Here is a 20,935-nt window from a genome sequence, read left to right on the forward strand (position 1 = left end):
TCTTGCGGTCAGGCCGCCAATAGCTGATCGAAGTCGGGCGGCGCGTAGGCCTTGCCGTCCTGGTCGGTGATGACGACCTTCCACCCCTCGCTCGCCCAAACCTTCGCCTTCGCCACGATGAGCAAACGGCTCTCGCGGGCAAAACTGCACTTCTCGTTGTCGCGTTCTGCGACCATCTTGTAGGCCAATGCGCATCCCCTTGCGTTGCCCCTGCACCTGCTCTCGTCGTGGCAGCGGGCTTTGGCGGCAATTCGCCGGGAGCGTGGCAATTTGGTGCCATCCGCGGCAGCATTGTGCTTTGTTCCGGCTGAGCGAAGGAGATCGATCGTGCGCCGCTTCATCAATGCGATTCTGCTTGTCGCGGGCTTGTTTGGTGCGGGCCTGCTCGGCGTGCCGCCGACAGCCGCCCAGACCTACGATCCGCGCCATCCCGTCTGCATCGAGATCTACACGATCGACGGCCGCAGCATCGATTGCAGTTTTGCGACGATCGCGCAGTGCGCCGCGACCGCCTCCGGGCAGTCCGCCCAGTGCTACGCCAATCCTATGCCACGCGGAGCAGACAGCTGAGCCCGGTTCCGTCGCCGCCGCGACGAAGCCGATAGCATCAGGTCAGCGCTCCGATCAGTGGACGCGAATGATATGGGGACGGCCAAGATCGATCAGCCCCTGCACCGCCGAGAGGCGGTCGTCGAGAGCTGCGATGGTCAGCAACAAATTGTTGCGGCGTTCGTCGAGAAGGCCCATCTCGGCGCCGGAGAGTTTGGTGCTCGATCGCTCCTTTTGAATCACCTCGAGAGATTGGCGCAATCCGGCAATCAGGCCGGACAGCTGCTTGGCTTCCTTGGTCATCGACCGCTTGGCGACATTGTGGCGGCGCGTCTCCGCCTGGTTCTGTCTCATCGTCGTCATCCTCCCGTGCCCCGCTGCCCCGAGTGGAATGCTTACAGCTTTGAGTAGACATATTACGATCGATGAAATCTGCCCGCGAAGAAGCTTCTTAAATTGTATGGGCAGGGAACCCGTTCCGGCCCAAACAGAAAGCCCGGCGCGAGGGCCGGGCTTTCGTTGGCAACTTTAGTGCTTTTGGTGCCCGCCACCGGGACCGCCGGCCGGGGCACCGCCGCCGTGCGGCGCGGCGTTGATGTGAGGTGCGCCGCCGCCACCGCCGTGAGGCATCGCAGGCGCAGCCGCGCGCGGCGCAGGCATTTGGGCATGAGCGTTCATCGGCGAACCGTGGCCGACGTTCGGCTGAGCCACATGCGGCATCGCGGGCCGGCTTGCGGGAGCGGCTGATACGCGCGGCGCCTCATGTGGGCGCGCCATCGGCTGCGCACGCAGAGCCGCGCGGTGTGCGGCCTGCTCGTGCATGATGCGGGCCTGAGCGTCCCGCGGATTGCGGCTCTGCAGATTGGTCCGCTCATGCGCGATGGGGTCAGCTCGTCCCGCACGGCTCCGGTCCGTCGTCACCGGAGTCTCGTGCCTGGCGATGGCGGCGTCGTGCCGTGAAGTTGCGGCATCACGGCCGGAGACCGCGGCCGCGCCCTTGACACTTTCCTTGGCATTCGCGCCGTTGCGCCCGAGTGCGACCGCCGCATCGCGCGTTGCCGCGCGGCCGATGCGAGCCGCGCGTGGATCGATCGTCATCCGCGTCGCGTCGCGCTGATGCGAAGTCCAGTAGCTATTCCAGTGAGCATGCCGCCGATACCAGGGCCGCCCCTGATAATAGCTCGACCAGTACGAGGTCAGCACGAAGGGGACGATCGGCACGTCGACCTCGTCGACATAGTCAGGGAGATAGACGTAGTGATTGCGATAGAGATATTCGAGATATTGCGACGACACCCAGCCACGGTCATCCGAGAAGCTCACGTCGCACCAGGCGTTGCCGCGCAGGCAACCATGGATGTCGACGCGGGCGCCCTCGGGGATGCGATCGACCAGGGGAAAGCCCGAACCCGGCCCGGCGCGCAGGCCGGTCGAGACGGTGACCATGCCCGGTGCGGCCAGCGCGGCCGTCGGGGCGAGCAGCAATGCGGCTAACAACACGCTTCGGAATTTCATGGCGTAGTCCTCCTCTTTCGAGTCGGAACGCGCTAGCGGAACGGGCGTTCCGCGTACGAAGGTCTCATCCGCCAAAAGATCGAGACGGATGCCGCGCGCGGTTCAATATTCATTCGCCGTTCATCGACACCGCGCGCAGAGAGAGCCTACGTGTGCGCCGCCGGCCCGTCAGTTCACTTGCAGCATGAAGCCGTCGAAGTACGCAGCAAGCGCAGCAAAATCATCGAGCGGCAGCACGGTCGCGACATACTGATCCGGCCGCACCACGACCATGCAGCCCGCCTTGCGGTCAATGCCGCGCATGGTGAAAACGTCCTGACCATTCTTGAGGTCCGGACAGAACATCTTCTCGTAGTCGATCAGGCCGTAGCGGCCCTTGCGCGGCAGCAGCAGCGCAGGCATCGCCTCGAGAGCGAGCTCGCGATGATCCTGCTGGAAGACCGCCCGCAGGTCGATCACGCTATCGATGTCGGCGACCGCGGGGGTGTAACGCCGGACCGGCGACTCCCGCGCATCGGAGAGAAAATTGCACAAGGCGCGAACGGCCGATCCGGTTGCTGCAGGATCCTCAGCGCCGGAGAAAGCGTAGATGCGGAAGCGGCCATCCGCCTGCGCAGCGTGACCGAGATGCACCGGCTTGGCATCCGCAAGCCGGATCACCGGTGCGGAATGAAATCGCGTGCCAATGACGAGGCCTTGCGCGAGATGCTGGTGGGACGTCGCTCCCGTCAGAACCGACGGGCGGTAATGCGTCGCCGTGCCGGCGGTGTAGCGACCGTGCCTCACGAAATAGTCCTGCGTCCTGGCGGCGTCGGCGCCGCCGGCCTTGGCGGCGGACGCAAGAATCCCCGCCCATTCCCGGTCGAAATCGATCAGCTCTTTGGCAACCGCCTGGCGCTCGGCCGAATAGGAATGCAGCAGGCTCGGCGCAGACTGCTTCCGCAAAACGGCAGCGAGCTTCCAGCCGAGATTGAAAGCGTCCTGCATCGAGACGTTCATGCCCTGCCCCGCCTTCGGGCTGTGGGTGTGGCAGGCATCGCCGGCGATGAAGATCCGCGGCAGCCGCGTAGCGGTCTCGGTCTCCGGCACGTCGTCGAACTTGTCGGTCAGGCGCTGGCCGATCTCGTACACCGACCACCACGCGATCTCCTTCACATCGAGCGTATGCGGCTTCAGGATCCGCTGCGCCTTCGCGATCACGTCATCGGCGGTGATGTTGCGATTGGCGACGCGCTCGCCGATGTCGAGCTTGGCGAGCTCGACATAGAGGCGCACCATGTAGCCGCCCTCGCGCGGAATGATCAGCAGGCTGCCGTCCTTTGCCGACTGGATCAGAGCCTTGAAGCGGATGTCCGGAAAATCGGTCACCGCCAGCACGTCCATCACGCCCCAGGCATGATTGGCGGAATCGCCGAGCAACTCGCGACCGATCGATTTGCGCACTGTGCTGCGGGCGCCGTCGCAGCCGACGACGTAGCGCGCCTTGATCGTCTCGATCTTGCCCTCGTTCCTGCCATCGACCCGTTCGAGCCGCGCCGTCACGGCATGGTCGGCGGGACCCGCGGCCGGATCGACCTGAAGGTCGAGCAGGCGCCGGCTGTAATGGGGCTCGAGCCTGCCCGGCGCCTTGCGCATGACGTCGAGAAAACCGTCATGGATGCGCGCCTGGTTGAGAATGACGTGCGGGAATTCCGACAAGCCGTCCTCGACGTCCTGCACCCGGCCGCTACGGACGATATGTTCCGGCACCCGCTCGTCCGGCTTCCAGAATGTCGTCTCGTTCACCCAGCAGGCTTCCTTGAGGACGCGCTCGCTGAATCCGAAGGCGTGGAACATCTCCATGGTGCGGCATGCGATGCCGTCGGCCTGCCCGACCAGCAAGCGGTCCGGTTTCTGCTCGACGATGCAGGTCTTGATGTCGGCAAACTGCGCAAGCTGGCCCGCGAGCGTCAGGCCCGCAGGGCCACAGCCGACGATGAGGACATCGACCTCTTCAGGCACGGCGCCCGTTGCGCCAGAAGGCTGAATGCGCGCGGCGGGATCGGCGATTTCAGGGTCGCCCGGCTGAAATCCATTGAGATGGAATTGCATGAGCACCTCTCCCGCCGATGTTCCGGTTGGATATTGATCAGTATGCTGACTATCAGTATACTTGTCAACGATCCCGGCCGTCCCGCCCCAACGGAGAAATTCGGTGAAAGACAACAACGACATGCCCGGACATCTGGCGCGCCGATTCCAGCAGATCGCGGTCGCGGTGTTTTTGGCCGAGGTCGGGGATGCCGGCTTCGACCTCACGCCGGTGCAATACGCCGCGCTCGCGACCATCAAGGCCAATCCGGGGCTCGACCAGGTGACGCTCGCAGGATTGATCGCCTACGACCGCACCACCATCACCGGCGTGATCGACCGGCTCGTGCAGAAGGGGCTCGCGGAGCGCCGCGCCTCGCGCCGCGACCGCCGTGCCCGCGAGCTCGAGATCACCGACGAAGGCCGCCGCACGCTGCGCAAGATCACGCCGGCCGTCGAATCCGCGCAACGCATCATGCTGCGTGGCCTCAGCGCGAAGGAAGGTGATGATCTGATGCGCCTCCTGCACAAGGCGATCGCCGCCGGCAACGAACTCAGCCGCGCCCCGCTGCGCGGAGTGCAGGCATAGAGCGTTTTCGAGCGAGGTGGATACCGCTTCGCGTCAAGAAAACGTGCCAAGACAGAAAGCCCCGTAATTCTACCCCTCATTGTCGCAGTATCGCGAAACCAGGAACTAACCTTCGGCTGTTACGGTCGACGGCATTCGGCGTTTAACGCGCGATTAACTTTGCCGGTCTGGAGTTTCGGATGTTCAGGTTCCTCATTGCGGCGGCGGCGATCGCGCTCTCGACCGCTCCGGCGCTCGCGAATGGCCATGGCGGCGGCGATGCCCCTCCGCCGCCGAAGCCCGCGACCTCACCGGCGAAAGTCATCCTGACCAAGCAGGGCCCCACACTCGTGGACCTCAACGGCATGACGCTCTACTATTACGAGCGCGATACCACCGGCAAGACGTCGAACTGCAACGGGAAATGCGTCGAGAGCTGGGTGCCGCTGCCCGCAACGGCCGATGCCAAAGCGGTCGGCGACTTCACCGTGATCAACCGTAACGACGGCAGCAAGATGTGGGCCTATCGCTATCGTCCGCTCTACACCTCGCCGGCCGACAAGGCGCCGGGCGAGGCCAATGGCAATGCCACGACGCTGCAATGGCGCGTCGCCCGTCCCGAGAACTAGGGCGACCTCACCCGCGCCAGCTGGGCCGCGCCTCGACTTGCGCGTTCTGTCCGGGCGGCAGCACCACGACCATTGAGTTGAGCTTCACCCGGTCATAGAGATCGATCACGTCCTCGTTGCGCATCCGGATGCATCCGGACGAGATCGCCTGCCCGATATATTCCGGCTGGTTGGTGCCGTGGATGCGGTAGAGCGTGTCCTTGTTGCCGGCATAGAGATAGATGCCCCGCGCGCCCAGCGGATTGGCGGGGCCTCCGGGCACCCGCGCCGGATAGGGCCCGAGCCGCGCCTGGATGTCCGCCGTCGGAACCCAATCCGGCCATTCCGCTAGACGACCGACCCGCGCGACTCCGGAGAACGCCATGGCTTCCTCGCCGACCGCGACGCCGTAGCGGATCGCCTTGCCTTCGGGCAGCACGAAATAGAGATAGCGCGCATCGGTATCGACCAGGATCGTGCCCGGCTGCTCCTTGCGCGGATAATCGACGATATGACGGAGATATTGCTCGGGCACGTTTGCTTGCGCGTAAGGCGTATGCGCCAGCAACTGCCGGTCGCGGGTCGTCATGCTCGCGTCCGTCGATGGCGAAAGCGTCGTCTGCATGCAGCCGCCCAACGGAAGCATGGCAAGGACGAGTAGAACGAATAAGGATCTTGGCACCGCCGGCCCCGATAGCGATAGCAGCGCCCCCAGCAACACCAGATGCTGCCAAAATCGTGCTGAAAACAAGGCATTGTGGAACAATTACGCGTGTTTTCTGAGGCGGGTTCCATCACCACAAACGGCGCAAGAGCGTCGCACAGTCTCCATCCCCTCGCCTTGCTTTGGTCAAACCCGGCTGGACTCGTGGGTCATGGTGCTTGGGCCTCATCGGATTTGGGGATTTGGATGGGCCCACCTCAACGGATCTGCTCGCGCCAATGCGAACGACCGATACCTCAATACTCAACACCTGGGGCTTCAAAACACCCAGGCTTCAAAGGAGCTGCGATGCTCGCGACGCTGAACTCTCGGCAAATCGTCGATGAGATCGTGAAGGACACGGTCACGAACAACGACCCGCACGACGCCGTGCAGATTTCGCCTGACATTTTGCTGGCCTCGCGCCCTCTCAGCGTTGCGCCCGCGCTCGCGCCTGAGATCACGACCCGTCCGGAACCCAAAATAGATCCGGCGTTCCTGCTGAAGCCCAGAATGAATCCGGAGCCGAAGTTCAGTCCCGTCGCGGAGCCGCAGCCGGCAGCGCCCTCGGTCGACACCGCCGTGCGCGTCGCGGCCAGTGATGGCCTCAGCCGGCAGAAGCGCTCTTCCGCCGGCAAGTGGCTGCGCGGTGCGTTCGTCACGATGCTGTTTGCGGGCGGAAGCGCAGCCGCCACTGTCGCCTGGGAGAAACATGGCGACACCGCAAGACAGATGCTCGCCGAATGGACCCCGGCTTTGGCGTCGCTGTTGCCTTCGACGTCGCAGACGGCACCGGTCGCCGCCGCGCAGGCCGCGTCGCCTGCGGACCAGCCCGCAACTGATCAAGTCGCAACGGATCAAGCGGCCGACCAATCGGCGGCTCCGCCTGCAACCCAGGTTGCAGCAGCAGTGCCCCCGGCAACACAACCCGATCCTGTACAATCGGTGCAGTCGATGACGCGCGATCTCACCGCGATGGCGCAACAGATCGAGCAGCTCAAGGCCAACATCGCCGAGTTGAAGGCCGGGCAGGAGCAGATGGCACGCGAGATGGCGAAGCCGCCCGCGCCGAAGCCGGTGGCCGATACGAAGCCGCGCGTCGATCCGCGCGCGCAAATGTCCGCGCTACCGCCGCGGCCCGCGGCGCCGCCGGTTCGCAAACCGAAGCCGGTCGTGTCGCACACCTACATGCCGGCTTATTCGCCGGCGCCGCTCGCTCCGCCGCCGCCGGCCTCGCAGGCTGCCGCAGCCCCACCGCCCGCTGCCATGACGACGCAAGCCGTTGCCGACGACGACGGACCTGTCGTACGCCCGCCAATGCCGCTGCGCTGAACCATCGTCACGCGACGACGCGTCGCACCAGCGATGCTGTCAGAGTCGATGTGATGCGTTGAATCCGGATGACTACGGGAAGCGAGCTTCGATCGTTTTCCATCAAGAGAAAAGGCCGTCGGGATCTATGCCGGCGGCCTTCTCTTGCAGCTGCCGGTTCCCGGAGCCCGGTTCTGCTGCAATTCCATGCCTCATGATCACGCCGACATATTTAATAAAATCTTAACACGCTTGAATGCTGCACATCATTTCTGCGCATAAGCAGAGAGATTGCGCGCGCCGTTCATTCGATAAACATCGACTCAGTGGTACCATCGGTCATGTGTTGAAACGTCCACCCGAAGCTCAATTCGTCACACCGGGGAATTCGGATGCCTTACTATTCCTTCGATCTCGTGGTTGGTGAAGAGTTCAAGAACCAGGGCGGTATCATCCTCGAAGACATCGAGGTCGCCTCCGATCGCGCCGTTCAACTGGCCACCGAGCTGTCGCAGGTGAAGCCCGAGCTGCAAAGCAAGGGTTGCGCTGTGCGCGTCACCGACCGCGATCACAAAGAGGTCTATCGCACGCCGCTCGATCCGGTGCCGGCCTGGCGGCGCTAACCCGCCGGCCGGCTTCGCGGGCGCACGCTATCCCCATTGCGGAGCGGCGCGGCAGCCGCTAGCCTTCCCGAAAATTCGGGGAGGTACCAAGGATGCGCACTGGTTTTCTGATGACGGCCCTGTTGCTGCTGGCCGCGTCCGCCCAAGCGGCCGACCATCCACGCTCGACCTATGTCACGTTGGTCTTGCAGGCCTTCGCCGCCAAGGTCGAATGTCCGGGCACCGATATCGCCTACCAGGATCTGGTGCAGAAGGCGGAGCAGATGCAGCTGCCCGAAGGCACCACCGAGAAGGTCCGCAAGGCGATCGCCTGGATGCACACGGGTGGCAAGATGGGCGAGAAGCAGGACGACGATCTGATGGCCGAGGTCGCGGTGGCCACCCAGGCGACCGACCTCAACCAACGCCGCCTCGGCATGCCCAACTGGTGCGAGGCCCAGAAGACCAACCTCGCCGGCCTGATCCGCAGCAAGGGCGGCTAGCGTGATCGTGCGGCGTTAAGCACGCCGCGCCGGAATTTTTGCTTCGGCCAATAATCGTCACATTTCTCGCCAGCATGCGGCTCTTTCGAACTCGAACAGGGGAGCTCCATGCGGATCAACCATGTCCTTCTCGCGGTCGCGTTTGCCGTCGCACCGATGCTGACTGCGCCCGTGCTGGCGAAGAATTCCAATGCCCAGAAGGGCGAGGACAAATCGACCTCGTCTTCGTCGTGTAGCGCTTATCAGCAGGCGCCGGATGGCTCGTGGGAGCCGCTCCCCTGCAAGGAGACGGGCGAGCGCTCCCAGCCGCAGACACAGAATCGCACCTCGCCGCAGGGCGCTGACCGCGGGGAGCGTTGAACGCGGGGGAGTGTCAGCTCTGGTGCGGACCGCGGATGATCTTCATCGCGTCCGCGATGTGACGCCACTCTTTGGCCTCGTCGGCCTCGCCGCGGCCCTCACAAGCCCTGGCCTGTTCGGCGGCCTTCGCGATCGCAGCAAAACCATGCTGTTCCAGCATCTGGCGCGCGACGGTGTGGACCTGGACCTCGGTCATCATGGGCGTTCTCCCGTTTGACGAAACCGCGGTGCATCGCGCCGCCGCGGGTTGTTCACAACGATTGAGCCCCGGACCTCGTTCCGTAGCGTTCACGTCAGCAAGCAAAAGGCGGCCCGCTATGCCCAGCGGACCGCCTTTTCACCAACCCCAAATTTGAAGCGTCGCGGCCGAGGTCCCTAGCCGGCCGCCGCGCGCTTGCGCTCGAAATCGTTGGGCACCTCGATATCGACCTCGAGGGTCGAGACCTCGTCGCCGCGATCGAGCCGGACGATGACCTTGGTCGGGTCCAGCGTGACGTGCCTGGAGACGACCGCGAGAATTTCCTCACGCAGCACACCGAGCAGATCGGGCTGGCCGCGCAGTCCGCGTTCATGGGCAAGCAGGATCTGCAACCGTTCGCGCGCGACGGGTGCAGAGGCCTTGTTGCCGCGGAGAAGCCGAAGCAGACCCATGCTCATGCGGCCCTCCGTCGCAGCAGGCGGTCCATGAAGCCCTTGCGCTCGGTCGGCACCTGCATGGGCACGGTGTCGCCGCACAGCCGTCGGGCCGCGTCGATATAGGCCCGCGCCGGTGCGCCTTCCGCGTTCGACAGCGTCACGGGCGTGCCGACGTTGGAGGCGCGCAGCACGTCCTGGCTCTCCGGGATGATGCCGAGCAGGGGCGTTGCAAGAATTTCGAGGATGTCCTCGATGGTCAGCATCTCGCCGCGCGCGGCGCGCGAGGGATCATAGCGGGTGATGAGAATGTGCTTCTCGACCCGCTCGCCCTTCTCGGCCCGCACCGTCTTGGAATCGAGCATGCCGATGATGCGATCGGAATCGCGCACCGAGGAGACTTCGGGATTGGTGACGATCACGGCTTCGTCGGCAAAGCGCATCGCCATGGAGGCGCCGCGCTCGATGCCGGCCGGACTGTCGCAGATCACCCAGTCGAAACGGCTGCGCAGATCGTCGATGACCTTGCCCACGCCCTCTTCGGTCAGCGCGTCCTTGTCGCGGGTTTGCGAGGCCGGCAGCAGCCAGAGGTTCTCCAGCCGCTTGTCCTTGATCAGGGCCTGCGGCAGCTTTGCGACGCCCTGCACCACGTTGATGAGGTCGAACACGACGCGGCGTTCGGCGCCCATCACGAGGTCGAGGTTGCGCAAGCCGACGTCGAAATCGACGACGACGACCTTTTCGCCGCGCTGCGCGAGCGCAGCCCCCAGTGCGGCGGTCGTCGTGGTCTTTCCGACGCCCCCCTTGCCTGACGTCACGACCAGTACCTTGGCCATCTCTCAAATCTCCTTCTGGTCAGTTCAGCGCAGTAATTCGCATGGTGTTGCCCTGCAGCCAGGCCTGGGCCGGCTTGCCGCGCAGGGCCGCGTCGATATCGTCGGCGGTCTGGTAAAAACCATCGATTGCAAGCAGTTCGGCCTCGATCTTCTGACAATAGATGCGCGCGCTCGTGTGACCGTTCACGCCCGCCATGGCGCGACCGCGTAGCGCGCCGTAAATGTGAATGGAGCCGCCGGCAACGACCTCGGCGCCGGAGCCGACAGAGCCCAAAATGGTGACGTCACCCTCGGGGAAGATCACGGTCTGGCCCGACCGCACGGGGCTTTCGAGCAGCAGCGAGGTCGGCTTGGTCTCGACCTTTGCCTCGACCTTCTTGGGCGCACTCGGCTCGACCACGCAGCTGCGCCCGCCCGAAAGCAGCGGCGGCATCATGGGGTTCAACCGGCCCTCCTCCACGCCCTCGATCCCGAGCACGCGGATGTTGCGGTCCTGAAGGCTGGTGAGCAGATGGCCGATGCCGGACTGGCTGAGATCGACCGAGGACAGGTCGATCACCACGGGGCGGCCGGCGAAGAAGCCCGGCGAGCGCGCGATGGTGGTGTCGATCTCCTGCAGCCAGTCCTGGATGGGAACCGTCGGCACGAAGACGAAGGCCACATAGGAGCGCCCGCGCAGGCGAACCATTTGGCGTTGAGGTTTTACTGCAGCCTCCATAGCGGCCGACTCGTCCCCTGTTATTGAATGGTTAACGATGCCGCCGATATGGTTAATGGCCGGTTAATTTCTCCGTGGGGTTACGTGGCATGGAAGCGCACCAAGGGCGTTGAGCAGGCGCTCTCGCCCCGCACAACGGTCATCGCCCGCGAAGGCGGGCGATCCAGTACTCCGAGACGGTTGCGGGTCAGCCGAAAGGCTGCGGCGTACTGGATGCCCCGGTCAAGCCGGGGCATGACAGCGGAATGTGGGGCCGGCGCGGCGACCAGCCCCCTACTTCTTCACCTTGCTCGCATCCATCTTGATGGCGGGGTCCAGCATCTTGGTCGTGAACGCCGTCGTGACGTCGAACGGCTTCTCCATGCCGAGATAGGTCTGGACCAGATCGTAGTCCTTCTTCATCCGCTCGCCGTCGATCCAGCCGAGTGCCTTCGTCGTCGTGAATTCGTCCGTCATCAGGGACTTGATGCGCTCCCACTGGCGCTCCTGGTTCTCCTTGTCGAGACCGGAGACCTGATCGAGCAGCGCCTTCAGGCAGGGCGCGGCGTCGGCGACGCAGGTCGCGAAGGCCTTTTGCGTGACCCGCACGAACGCCTCGACCAGCTTCGGGTTCTTCTGCAGATAGCCGCCGTTGACGATCAGCGAATTGCCGTAAGGGTTGAGCCCGATGTCCTTCCAATTGACGTAGCCGAGATCGCTTCCGAACTCGATCACCTTCAAATCGTGCTCGTTGTAGAAGTCGCTGATGATGTCGACCGTATGGCTCTTGAGCGCGGCGATCTTCGCCGTCGGCCCGACATTGACGAAGCCGACGGAGTCGGGCGCAAGCCCTGCAGCCTTGGCGAAGGCCGGCCACATCACACGCGAGGCGTCCCCGGGCGGATTGCCGATCTTGTGGCCGGCAAAATCCTTCACCCCGTTCACGCCGTAGCTCTTCAACCAGTAGAAGGTCTGGCCGGTGTTGGCGTAGACGCTCATCACGGCAACAGCGTCAGCCCCCTTGCTCTTCGCCACCAGCATGGTGGCGAGATCGGCGACGCCGAAGGGCGAGCCGCCGGAGCCGACCTTGGCGGCGGAGACGCCGGAGCCCTTGCCGACCTCGATGGTCAGATCGATGCCCGCTTTCTCGTACCAGCCTTGCGCCTTGGCGTAATAATAGGGCGAGTGATCGGCCGTCGGCGCCCAGTTCAGAATCAGATTGACCGCCTCGCCCGCGTTCGCGGGCACGACTGGTGATCCGAGCATCAGGGCCACCGCCAGGGCCGAGCCCGCCGCCTGCAAACGCTTCATCGCATCTCTCCTCGTTGCCCGCGACCGGCTTGTCGCTCTCCCCCCGTGAGGATACCAATGCAACAAGGCCGCCCTCAACTTGTCAACTGTTTGGTTGGAAATGCCCGCAAAACGTTCAGGCGACACCGTGCCGCAGCGGCGCGACCCGGTCGCCACACGCAAGAAGCTGCTCACCGCGGCGCGCGAGGAGTTCGCCCGGCACGGCTTTGCCGGCGCCCGCGTCGACGAGATCGCAGAGCGCGCCGGTGTCAACAAGCAGCTCGTCTACCACTATTTCGGCGACAAGGACGCGCTCTATCTCGCCGTGCTCGAATGGGTTTACGCCGATATCCGCGAGCAGGAACGTCAGCTCAATCTCGAAGGCCTGCCGCCGGGAAAGGCGATCCGGAAACTGATCGAGGCCTCGTTCGATTACCTCGCGACGAACCCCGATTTCATCGTGCTTCTGAACGACGAGAACCGCGGCGGTGCCCGCCACGTCCGCGGCTCGACGCGGCTGGAGGCGATGCATTCGCCGCTGGTGAAGAGCGTGTCCCACATCCTTCACGAAGGCGTCCGCGCCGGCATGTTCCGCAAGGGGATCGACCCGATCCAGCTCTATATCTCCATCGCGGGCCTCAGCTATTTCTATCTCTCCAACACGCCGACGCTGTCGGCGATCTTCGGCAAGGACCTGTCGAGCCGGGCCGCGCGCCGCGCCCGCCGCCGGCACGTCGCCGATCTCGTGCTGCATTCGCTCCGGCCATAATCAACCAACTGGTTGAAACTTCCCTCCGGGACGGCTAGGCTTGCGACCAGCGGCAAGGTGGCCGCTGACAGCAGGGGGTAACCGGTGACAGGAGACGGCGCCCGCAATACGCGCAGCTTTGCGATCGTCCTAATCGTGCACTTCGCCGTGCTGGTGCTCTGGCAGGTGCTGGTCGATGCCTTCCACGTCCCGAAGTTCATCCTGCCCTCGCCGCTCGCGACAATCCAGACGCTGGGAACCGCGAGCTACGCCTGGGGCGCCAACACGCTGGTGACGGCGATCGAGATCCTCGGCGGCTTTGCGCTCGGCGCCTTCGTCGGCGTGACGCTGGCCGTCATCTTCAGCTGGGCGCCGCTGATCAGCCTCGTGCTGCTGCCGCTGTTCGTGACGCTGAACATGATCCCGAAGGTCGCGCTTGGTCCGCTCCTCATCGTCTGGTTCTCCTACGGCATCGTGCCGAACATCCTGATCGCCTTCAGCATCTGCTTCTTCCCGATCCTGCTCACCACCGCGCGGGGCTTGCGCGAGGTCGAGCCGGATCTGCTCGACCTCGTCAAATCGCTGCGCGGCTCGCGCTGGACGCTGTTCCGCAAGATCCAGCTGCCGGGATCGCTGCCTTACATCTTCTCCGGAATGAAGGTCGGCGCCATCCTCGCGGTCGCCGGCGCCATAGTCGGCGAGTTCATCGCCTCCGAGCGCGGGCTCGGCTACCTCATGATCCAGGTGCAGTCGTCGCTCGACACGCCCGCGATGGTGATGGCCGTCGTGCTGCTCACCCTGCTCGGCGTCGCGCTTTACGGCTTCGTGCTCGTCCTCGAACGCATCTTCGTCGTCGGCGACGCAAGACAAACTTGAAGATCAAGGACCAAAACCATGCTCCTCACCCGCCACAACCTGCCGAAGACCATCCCTGATATCGCTGCGCTCGACGATCTCCTGTGCCGGCCGACCCAGGCATTGATCGACGACCTCGCCCGGGTCGACGGCGACATCATGATCCTCGGCGTCGCCGGCAAGATGGGGCCGACGCTTGCGGGGCTTGCCAAGGCCGCAGCGCCCGATCGCCGTGTCATCGGCGTCGCCCGCTTCAGCGACGCCGGCGTCAAGGACTGGCTGCACGCGCGTGGCGTCGAGACTATCAATTGCGACCTAATGGACGAGACCGCGATTCAGGCGCTGCCGAAGGCGCCCAACATTGTCTTCATGGCCGGCCGCAAATTCGGCGCTGAGGGCGATCTCTCGCTGACCTGGGCGATGAATGCGCACGTGCCGGCACTGATCGCGCAGGCCTTCCCCTCGTCGCGGATCGTGGCGTTCTCGACCGGCTGCATCTATCCGTTCGTCCCCGTCGACGGCAAAGGATCGGGCGAGGACATGGCGCCGAACCCGCCCGGCGAGTACGCCCAGTCCTGCGTGGGCCGCGAGCGCATGTTCGAGTATTTTTCGCGCAAGTTCGGAACGCCCGGGCGGCTATTCCGCCTCAACTACGCGATCGACATGCGCTATGGCGTGCTGCACGACATCGCCTTGAAAGTGCTCACGGGCACGCCGATCGACCTCAGCATCGGTCATGTCAATTTCATCTGGCAGGGCGATGCCTCATCGCAGGCGCTGCGCTGCCTCGCGCATTGCACAGCGCCGACCTCGCCGATCAATGTCAGCGGCCACGAGATTTTGGCGGTGCGCGACCTCGCAGCAAGATTCGGCGCCAGGTTCGGCCGTATGCCGGTGCTGACAGGAAACGAAGAGCCGACCGCGTGGCTGACCGACACGTCCAAGGCAGTCGAGCTTTTCGGCCTGCCGGTCGTCGACACCGAGCAGCTGATCGCCTGGACGGCGGATTGGGTGTCGCGCGCCATGCCGAGCCTCGGCAAGCCCACCAAATACGAGGTGCGCGATGGACGCTACTGACGATCCGCGCATCATCCAGCTTGGCGTCGAGGATGCTGCGGCGGGCCTCGCGCTCTCGACAGAGGCGCACTGGAACCAGAATGAAGACGACTGGCGGTTTTTCTTGAGCGACGGCGTCGCGTTCGGCATCCGTGATGGCGCGCAACTGGTCGCGACCGCAGCACTCCTGCCCTACCCCGGCGACAACGCCTGGATCAGCATGGTGCTGGTGACGGCAAGCCATCGCCGACGCGGTCTCGCCACGCGGCTCGTCGACGCCTGCCTGGCGATGGCGCGCGAACGCGGCCTGACGAGCTGGCTCGACGCAACCCCGGACGGTGCTGCCGTCTATGGGCCGCTCGGGTTCACGCCGACCCTGCAATTGCGCCGGCTCAAGCTGGTGAAATCGGCATCCGCGTCCGGGCAGGCACCTTCGTCCGCGACGCTCGACGCGCTCCGCGCGCGCGACCGGCGCGCCACGGGCCTCGATCGAACCGCCCTGCTCTCCAACTTCGCGCAGCGTTCCGGCTCGCGCATCGTCGCCGCGAACGGCGCCATCGCGCTGGTTCGCGACGGACGTACCGCGCGCCATATCGGCCCGCTGCTTGCCGACGACGCGGCAGCCGCGCTGACCCTGGTCGATGCCATCGCGCGATCGGAGACCGGACCGCTGCTGCTCGATGCCGTCGCGTCGCAAGCCGCGTTCCCTGAAGGATTGACCGCATCCGGCTGGATCATCGAGCGCCCGTTCCAGCGCATGCGGTTCGGCCCCGCTAAGACCGCGGGTGAAGACATGCCATTCGCCGTCGCCGGCCCTGAATTCGGATAGGACATCATGCACCACAGCCAGATCAACAGCGAGATCCGCAAGCTGATCGCCGACGGCACCGTGCTGCCGGCGCATCCCCTCGCGCTCACCGCCGAACGCCAGCTCGACAAAAAGCATCAGCGCGCGCTGACGCGCTATTACATCGAAGCCGGCTCCGGCGGCCTTGCGGTCGGCGTGCACACCACGCAGTTCGCGATCCGTGACGTCGGCCTCTATCGTCCCGTGCTGGAGCTCGCCGCCGAGACGGCGGCGAACTGGACCAAGCGTCCGCTGGCGCTGGTCGCGGGCATCGCCGGTCCGACTAGGCAGGCCACCGCTGAAGCCCGCACCGCGCGCGACATCGGCTATCACGCAGGGCTCCTCAGTCTCGCTGCGATGAAGAGGGCGTCGGAGGACGAGATCATCGCGCATTGCGCAGCGGTCGCAGCCGAAATTCCGCTGGTCGGCTTCTATCTTCAGCCGGCGGTCGGCGGCGTGGTCCTGTCGAGCCGGTTCTGGCAGCGCTTTGCCTCGATCGACAATGTCATCGCGATCAAGATCGCGCCGTTCAACCGCTACCGGACCCTTGATGTTTTGCGCGGCGTCGCAGCAGCCGGCGCGCTCGACCGCGTTGCGCTCTATACCGGCAATGATGACCACATCCTGCTCGATTTGATGCTGCCGTTCGACCTCCGCGACAACGGCGTCACCACGCGCACTTATTTCAAAGGCGGCCTGCTCGGCCACTGGTCGGTGTGGACGGCGAGCGCGATCAAACAGTTCGAGCGCTGCAAAGCGGCACGGCACAAGGACAGCGTGCCGGCCGATTTGCTCGCGCTCGATGCCCGCGTCACCGATTGCAACAGCGCCTTCTTCGACGTCGCCAACGATTTTCACGGCTGCATCGCCGGCTGCCATGAGGTGCTGCGACGGCAGGGCCTGATGCAGGGCCTGTGGTGCCTCGATCCGAACGAGGGCCTGAGCCCCGGCCAGAAGGACGAGATCGAGCGCGTGTACCGCGAGCATTCCGACCTCAGCGACGACGCGTTCGTGGCCGCAAACTTGGATAAATGGCTGGCATGAGCTCAAGCCCCTTCATCAGCCTGCACGGCGTCCGCAAGGTCTATCGCAGCGGCGGCGCCGAATTCCTCGCGGTGTCCGACGTCACCATGGACGTGCAGGAGGGTGAGCTGGTCTCGCTGGTCGGCCCGTCCGGCTGCGGCAAGACCACCGTGATGAAGATTTTGGCCGGCTTGCACGACGCCGACGGCGGCACGGTGAAGATCGGCAACGCCAAAAGCCCGTTCGATCCGACCCGCGACATTGGCATGGTGTTCCAGCAGGCGTTGCTGCTGAAATGGCGGACCATCCTGGACAACGTGCTGCTGCCGGCAGAGATCGTCGGTCTTCCGATGAAGGCCGCGCGCGAGCGGGCGCGCGATCTGCTCAATCTGGTGGGTCTTGCCGGCTACGAGCAGAAATATCCGCGCGAGCTGTCCGGCGGCATGCAGCAGCGCACCGCCATCGCGCGCGCCTTCATTCACGACCCGAAACTGATCCTGATGGACGAGCCGTTCGGCGCGCTCGACGCCTTGACGCGCGAGCAGATGAATCTGGAGATGCTGCGGATCTGGCGCGAGAGCGGCAAGACCATCATCTTCATCACGCACTCGATCCAGGAGGCCGTGTTCCTGTCCTCGCACTGCGCCGTGCTGACGGCCGGACCTGCGAAGATGGCCGATTATTTCCCCATCGACCTGCCCTTCCCACGGGCTCTGCCGCTGAAAACGACGGACGCGTTCGGCGCCTATGCGCGGCGGATTTACGAGAAGCTGGGTTTGGGCGCGGCTTAATTCACCGCACGATAGATGCTGTAGGGTGGGCAAAGCGACTTGTCCGCCGTAGCTCGAAGAGCGAAGGAGGAAGCGTGCCCACCATGGCGAGGCAAGCAAGCAGTGGTGGGCACGGCGCAAGTGCGCCTTTGCCCACCCTACGGGAGTTTGCGCGATCAAGCCTTGTTGCGCATCTTGCCGAGCAGATAATTGTCGTAAAAATTCTCCGCGATCTGCGTGTAGAACAGCAGCTCCTTCATATAGGCGTCGTGGCTTTCCTTGGTGCGCTTGAACAGGTCGCTCTTGATGGCGAGCTCGTTCAGATGGTCCTGGGTCGCGGTGTAGCAGGCCTCCAGCACCGGCTGCGGAAACGCCTTCAGCTCCGCGCCGTTGGCGATCAGCCGCTTCAGCGCCGCCGGATTCACGCTGTCGTATTTCTCGAGCATCCAGGCGCCCGCGGCCGACGCGGCCTGGTTGACGATCGCCTGGTACTGCTTCGGCAGCGACGCCCACTTCTCGTCGTTGACGATCATGTGCAGCATGGCGCCGCCTTCCCACCAGCCGGGGAAGTAGTAATATTTGGCGACCTTCTGGAAGCCGAGCTTCTCGTCGTCATAGGGGCCGACGAATTCGACTGCGTCGATCGTGCCCTTCTCCAGCGCCGGATAGATGTCGCCGCCCGCGATCTGCTGCGGGACCACGCCGAGCCGCGCCAGCACATGACCACCCATCCCGGCGATGCGGAATTTCAGGCCCTTGAGATCGTCGACGGTCTTGATCTCCTTGCGGAACCAGCCGCCCATCTGGGTGCCGGAATTGCCGCAGAGGATGGCATGCGCCTTGAACGGCTTCAGCGCCTCATTGGTGAGGTCGGCGCCGCCGCCGAAATGCCACCAGGATTCCTGATGGCGATGGTTCATGCCGAACGGCGCGCCGGTGGCATAGGCCAGCGCCGGCTCCTTGCCGATGTAGAAATAGAGCGGGGTCTGCGCCATGTCGACAGAAGCGGTGCTGACCGCATCGAGCGCCTGCAGGCCGGGAACGAGCTCGCCGGCCGCGAAGGTCTGGATCTGGAATTTGTTGTCGGTGGCCTCGGCAACATATTTCGCAAAAGTCTGAGCGGTGCCGTAGATAGTGTCCAGCGACTTCGGGAAGCTCGAGGTCAGGCGCCATTTGATCTCGGGCGCGCTTTGCGCGATCGCAGGTGCGGCAACCAGCGTCGTCGCGCCGGCAACCGCGCCGCCCTTGAGGAATGTACGGCGTTTCATGATGGTCTCTCCCTGAACTATGTTTCAACGTATCGGCTTGAGCGCGATCTTCGCAGACCATGGCCTGTTGCTATAGCGGAGTTCAACACTTGAGCGGTAGCCCGGATGGAGCGCGGCGCAATCCGGGAATCTTCCCAAATTTCCCGTGTCGCTCTCAGAGCAGCTTGGCGCTCACAAACAGCGCGCGCACGGCGTTGGTCGCCTGCACCACGAGCATGGCGTTCTCGGCGGCGCCTTCGAGCGCCGCGACCGCGTCTTCATGCAGCGAGCGGAATTCCATCCACTCGACCGATTTGAAATTGGTGAGGAATTGATAGGCCTGGCCGACGGTCGCGATCGCCAGCGTGTCGCCGTTCAGCTTGATCTTGAACGTCGTGCGCAGCGGGGTCTCGGAACTTTGCGGATCACTCATGGGCTGCTTCTGGACGATGACGGCTTAACGAAAGGAAAACGGCAGCCCCGCCGTAGCAGGCCAATATCCGGAGCAGATATCAGGACTCGGTGCTCGCGCGCTGCGAGGCGGTCGCCGATGGGGTCAGCCTCGGCACCACGACCAGACGGTTGAACTCACCGTTGTCGTAGGCTTTCATGAATCGATCATAGTCCTTGATCGAAACGCAGCCGTTGGAGTCGCCACGAGGCCCGAGCATGTAATTGTGGGTGAGCAGGCCGACGCGGCCGAGCGCGCTGGTGCCCTCGGTGGGCGTCAAGCGCAGTGCGCGGACGCCGTGAAACAGTTTTTCGCGCGGCTTCAGGTCGTAGGTCGCAGGCGGGGTCGCGCCAACCATGCGCTGGTCGACGTGCTCCGGGTCGTCCATCAGCGCGCCCATGCCGGAATGCGCTTCCAGCGCGATGCCGCTCGGCAGGTAAAGCGCCTTGGCCGAGATGTCGTAGACCGCGGTGCGCGAATCGTAGCCAAGCGCGGCGAGATCCGGCGCCTTGCCGAACAGGCCGCTGTCGGGCGTCAGCGAGGCCAGCCTGATCTTGTCGGTGAATTTTTCGAAGAAATTGCGGTTGTCGACACGGGGGTTGGTCTCGGCATAAGCCTGGCTTGAGGCAATCTGGGCGGAGATGTCCGCCTGGGGCGGGCGCGAGCGCGGCATCGGGATGGCGTCAGCACGCTGCGATTGTCTCGTCTCCTCGGACATATGCCGGTCGTCATCGGTCAGGGTCGAGCGCCAGTCGTCGGCCTGGAGCTTCTGGGCGAGCATCGCCTTGGCATCGCGCAATTTGAGCTGGACTGCATTGACCGCGGAGCGCTCCAGCGTTCGCAGGCCGAGCTCGCGGGCGGGCGGACTGCTGGAAGCCGAAGCGAATCGATCATCGAACGAAGGCGCATTGGCCGGCGGCAGTGCGGCGGTGACCAGCGAGGCCGAACCGCCGATATCCGCGACCCAGGCGGCAGCGCCCAGTGCCAGCGCGACGGCGGCCAGAGACAGCAATATCGTCTCGGCTCGCCCAATACGGCGGCGCGACAATAGCCCCTCGGCTCGTGCCCGGTCGGAAACCATCAGATCCCCAAAATCGACCCCCGAGGGGACCCACCCCCACCCGGAGATTCTCTACCAGCTACCACATTGGGAGCCAAAAGTTAGGCATAATCGCGGCCGGCAAGGGCCCCGGCAAGCCATTCCAGGGTATCCCAAGGTATCTTATGACCGATCCGTTCGATCTAGAGCGCTTTGTCCGGGCCCAGGACCCGGTCTATGGCGACGTCCAGGGGGAGCTGACCCGGGGCCGAAAACAGAGCCACTGGATGTGGTTCGTCTTCCCGCAGGTCGCCGGTCTCGGCTTCAGCGCCATGTCCCAGCGCTACGCCATCACCTCCCGCGCCGAGGCCCAGGCCTATCTCGCCCACCCCATCCTCGGTCCGCGCCTGATCGAATGCACGCGGCTCGTGCTCGCCGTCGAGGGCCGGACCATCAACGCCATCCTCGGCGCGCCCGATGATGCCAAATTCCGCTCGTCGATGACGCTGTTCGACGCGGTGTCCGATGAGCCCGTTTTCGACGAGGCGCTCGCCCGGTATTTTTCGGACAAGCGCGATCAGGCAACGCTCGATATCCTCGCGGCCCTTGACCGACAGCCCAAGTGACCGCAGCCACCAGCGTAAACCCGGGATT

27 protein-coding genes are annotated in these 20,935 nt (G+C 64.5%); 14 read left to right on the forward strand and 13 right to left on the reverse strand.

What is annotated here, in order from left to right; all coding sequences use genetic code 11:
* Positions 1 to 8: 8 nt before the first annotated feature.
* Complete coding sequence (locus IVB54_RS21565; protein WP_026232755.1) at positions 9 to 188, reverse strand: hypothetical protein; 180 nt, start codon at positions 186 to 188, stop codon at positions 9 to 11.
* 139 nt (positions 189 to 327) lie between these two features.
* Here IVB54_RS21565 and IVB54_RS21570 point away from each other — a divergent pair, with 139 nt between their 5' ends.
* Positions 328 to 570 carry a DUF3551 domain-containing protein gene (locus IVB54_RS21570; protein ID WP_018454534.1) on the forward strand — a complete coding sequence of 81 codons (243 nt, stop codon included), beginning with the start codon at positions 328 to 330 and terminating at the stop codon, positions 568 to 570.
* A 54-nt stretch (positions 571 to 624) separates the two neighbouring features.
* On the opposite strand, the gene IVB54_RS21575 is transcribed toward IVB54_RS21570, so the two are convergent.
* From IVB54_RS21575 to IVB54_RS21585, 3 genes are all read right to left on the reverse strand, one after another.
* Positions 625 to 903 (reverse strand): hypothetical protein, encoded by a 279-nt coding sequence (locus tag IVB54_RS21575; RefSeq protein ID WP_026232756.1) that lies wholly within the window; start codon positions 901 to 903, stop codon positions 625 to 627.
* Positions 904 to 1,077: 174 nt separating this feature from the next.
* Positions 1,078 to 2,064, reverse strand: a complete 987-nt coding sequence (locus IVB54_RS21580) for an SH3 domain-containing protein (RefSeq protein ID WP_026232757.1) — start codon at positions 2,062 to 2,064, stop codon at positions 1,078 to 1,080.
* A gap of 168 nt (positions 2,065 to 2,232) precedes the next feature.
* Positions 2,233 to 4,155 (reverse strand): FAD-binding monooxygenase, encoded by a 1,923-nt coding sequence (locus IVB54_RS21585; RefSeq protein WP_018454537.1) that lies wholly within the window; start codon positions 4,153 to 4,155, stop codon positions 2,233 to 2,235.
* A gap of 103 nt (positions 4,156 to 4,258) precedes the next feature.
* Between IVB54_RS21585 and IVB54_RS21590 the strand changes: the two genes are divergently transcribed.
* Together IVB54_RS21590 and IVB54_RS21595 are read left to right on the forward strand one after the other, a co-directional pair.
* On the forward strand, positions 4,259 to 4,723 hold the full coding sequence (locus IVB54_RS21590) for a MarR family transcriptional regulator (RefSeq protein ID WP_018454538.1): 465 nt from the start codon (positions 4,259 to 4,261) through the stop codon (positions 4,721 to 4,723).
* Positions 4,724 to 4,902: 179 nt separating this feature from the next.
* A complete protein-coding gene (locus IVB54_RS21595; protein WP_018454539.1) occupies positions 4,903 to 5,331 on the forward strand; it encodes a hypothetical protein in 429 nt (142 codons plus the stop codon).
* Positions 5,332 to 5,338: 7 nt separating this feature from the next.
* On the opposite strand, the gene IVB54_RS21600 is transcribed toward IVB54_RS21595, so the two are convergent.
* Entirely contained in the window at positions 5,339 to 5,935 is a 597-nt protein-coding gene (locus IVB54_RS21600) for a L,D-transpeptidase (RefSeq protein WP_198293348.1), read from the reverse strand.
* 387 nt (positions 5,936 to 6,322) lie between these two features.
* Between IVB54_RS21600 and IVB54_RS21605 the strand changes: the two genes are divergently transcribed.
* The 4 genes from IVB54_RS21605 to IVB54_RS21620 all read left to right on the forward strand — a co-directional run bounded on the left by IVB54_RS21605 (position 6,323) and on the right by IVB54_RS21620 (position 8,789).
* Positions 6,323 to 7,345, forward strand: a complete 1,023-nt coding sequence (locus IVB54_RS21605) for a hypothetical protein (protein ID WP_018454541.1) — start codon at positions 6,323 to 6,325, stop codon at positions 7,343 to 7,345.
* Positions 7,346 to 7,716: 371 nt separating this feature from the next.
* On the forward strand, positions 7,717 to 7,947 hold the full coding sequence (locus tag IVB54_RS21610; protein WP_007591727.1) for a hypothetical protein: 231 nt from the start codon (positions 7,717 to 7,719) through the stop codon (positions 7,945 to 7,947).
* Positions 7,948 to 8,039: 92 nt separating this feature from the next.
* Positions 8,040 to 8,429, forward strand: coding sequence for a hypothetical protein (locus tag IVB54_RS21615; RefSeq protein ID WP_018454542.1), 390 nt, complete (start codon positions 8,040 to 8,042; stop codon positions 8,427 to 8,429).
* Between the two features lie 108 nt (positions 8,430 to 8,537).
* Complete coding sequence (locus tag IVB54_RS21620; protein ID WP_018454543.1) at positions 8,538 to 8,789, forward strand: hypothetical protein; 252 nt, start codon at positions 8,538 to 8,540, stop codon at positions 8,787 to 8,789.
* Between the two features lie 13 nt (positions 8,790 to 8,802).
* Here the strand turns inward: IVB54_RS21620 and IVB54_RS21625 are convergent, their stop codons facing one another.
* The 5 genes from IVB54_RS21625 to IVB54_RS21645 all read right to left on the reverse strand — a co-directional run bounded on the left by IVB54_RS21625 (position 8,803) and on the right by IVB54_RS21645 (position 12,266).
* Complete coding sequence (locus IVB54_RS21625; protein WP_018454544.1) at positions 8,803 to 8,988, reverse strand: hypothetical protein; 186 nt, start codon at positions 8,986 to 8,988, stop codon at positions 8,803 to 8,805.
* A 176-nt stretch (positions 8,989 to 9,164) separates the two neighbouring features.
* Positions 9,165 to 9,446, reverse strand: a complete 282-nt coding sequence (minE, locus tag IVB54_RS21630) for a cell division topological specificity factor MinE (RefSeq protein WP_007591739.1) — start codon at positions 9,444 to 9,446, stop codon at positions 9,165 to 9,167.
* The gene (minD, locus tag IVB54_RS21635) at positions 9,443 to 10,258 is read right to left on the reverse strand and encodes a septum site-determining protein MinD (RefSeq protein ID WP_007591740.1); all 816 of its coding nucleotides are present in this window, start codon (positions 10,256 to 10,258) and stop codon (positions 9,443 to 9,445) included. Before minD ends, minE begins: the two co-directional genes overlap by 4 nt.
* Positions 10,259 to 10,277: 19 nt before the next feature.
* A complete protein-coding gene (gene minC / locus IVB54_RS21640) occupies positions 10,278 to 10,976 on the reverse strand; it encodes a septum site-determining protein MinC (RefSeq protein WP_026232759.1) in 699 nt (232 codons plus the stop codon).
* A gap of 273 nt (positions 10,977 to 11,249) precedes the next feature.
* Positions 11,250 to 12,266 carry an ABC transporter substrate-binding protein gene (locus IVB54_RS21645; protein ID WP_018454546.1) on the reverse strand — a complete coding sequence of 339 codons (1,017 nt, stop codon included), beginning with the start codon at positions 12,264 to 12,266 and terminating at the stop codon, positions 11,250 to 11,252.
* A 100-nt stretch (positions 12,267 to 12,366) separates the two neighbouring features.
* On the opposite strand from IVB54_RS21645, the gene IVB54_RS21650 reads away from it, so the two are divergent.
* The 6 genes from IVB54_RS21650 to IVB54_RS21675 all read left to right on the forward strand — a co-directional run bounded on the left by IVB54_RS21650 (position 12,367) and on the right by IVB54_RS21675 (position 17,565).
* Positions 12,367 to 13,014 (forward strand): TetR/AcrR family transcriptional regulator, encoded by a 648-nt coding sequence (locus IVB54_RS21650; RefSeq protein WP_018454547.1) that lies wholly within the window; start codon positions 12,367 to 12,369, stop codon positions 13,012 to 13,014.
* An 84-nt stretch (positions 13,015 to 13,098) separates the two neighbouring features.
* Positions 13,099 to 13,869: an ABC transporter permease gene (locus tag IVB54_RS21655; RefSeq protein WP_026232760.1), complete on the forward strand. Its 771-nt coding sequence runs from the start codon at positions 13,099 to 13,101 to the stop codon at positions 13,867 to 13,869.
* Between the two features lie 18 nt (positions 13,870 to 13,887).
* Positions 13,888 to 14,925 carry an NAD(P)-dependent oxidoreductase gene (locus tag IVB54_RS21660; RefSeq protein WP_018454549.1) on the forward strand — a complete coding sequence of 346 codons (1,038 nt, stop codon included), beginning with the start codon at positions 13,888 to 13,890 and terminating at the stop codon, positions 14,923 to 14,925.
* Positions 14,912 to 15,733: a GNAT family N-acetyltransferase gene (locus tag IVB54_RS21665; RefSeq protein ID WP_018454550.1), complete on the forward strand. Its 822-nt coding sequence runs from the start codon at positions 14,912 to 14,914 to the stop codon at positions 15,731 to 15,733. The genes IVB54_RS21660 and IVB54_RS21665 overlap by 14 nt, the downstream gene beginning before the upstream one ends.
* A gap of 6 nt (positions 15,734 to 15,739) precedes the next feature.
* Positions 15,740 to 16,795 carry a dihydrodipicolinate synthase family protein gene (locus tag IVB54_RS21670; protein WP_018454551.1) on the forward strand — a complete coding sequence of 352 codons (1,056 nt, stop codon included), beginning with the start codon at positions 15,740 to 15,742 and terminating at the stop codon, positions 16,793 to 16,795.
* Positions 16,783 to 17,565: an ABC transporter ATP-binding protein gene (locus IVB54_RS21675; protein WP_018454552.1), complete on the forward strand. Its 783-nt coding sequence runs from the start codon at positions 16,783 to 16,785 to the stop codon at positions 17,563 to 17,565. The genes IVB54_RS21670 and IVB54_RS21675 overlap by 13 nt, the downstream gene beginning before the upstream one ends.
* Before the next feature lie 155 nt (positions 17,566 to 17,720).
* Here the strand turns inward: IVB54_RS21675 and IVB54_RS21680 are convergent, their stop codons facing one another.
* From IVB54_RS21680 to IVB54_RS21690, 3 genes are all read right to left on the reverse strand, one after another.
* A complete protein-coding gene (locus IVB54_RS21680) occupies positions 17,721 to 18,812 on the reverse strand; it encodes a substrate-binding domain-containing protein (RefSeq protein WP_018454553.1) in 1,092 nt (363 codons plus the stop codon).
* Positions 18,813 to 18,966: 154 nt separating this feature from the next.
* Entirely contained in the window at positions 18,967 to 19,224 is a 258-nt protein-coding gene (locus tag IVB54_RS21685; RefSeq protein WP_007609546.1) for a hypothetical protein, read from the reverse strand.
* 79 nt (positions 19,225 to 19,303) lie between these two features.
* A complete protein-coding gene (locus IVB54_RS21690) occupies positions 19,304 to 20,254 on the reverse strand; it encodes a DUF2778 domain-containing protein (RefSeq protein ID WP_018454554.1) in 951 nt (316 codons plus the stop codon).
* A 212-nt stretch (positions 20,255 to 20,466) separates the two neighbouring features.
* Here IVB54_RS21690 and IVB54_RS21695 point away from each other — a divergent pair, with 212 nt between their 5' ends.
* The gene (locus IVB54_RS21695; protein WP_018454555.1) at positions 20,467 to 20,907 is read left to right on the forward strand and encodes a DUF1810 domain-containing protein; all 441 of its coding nucleotides are present in this window, start codon (positions 20,467 to 20,469) and stop codon (positions 20,905 to 20,907) included.
* Positions 20,908 to 20,935: the final 28 nt, after the last annotated feature.

It is taken from the genome of Bradyrhizobium sp. CW1, from assembly GCF_023100665.1.
Taxonomy (GTDB): domain Bacteria; phylum Pseudomonadota; class Alphaproteobacteria; order Rhizobiales; family Xanthobacteraceae; genus Bradyrhizobium; species Bradyrhizobium canariense_D.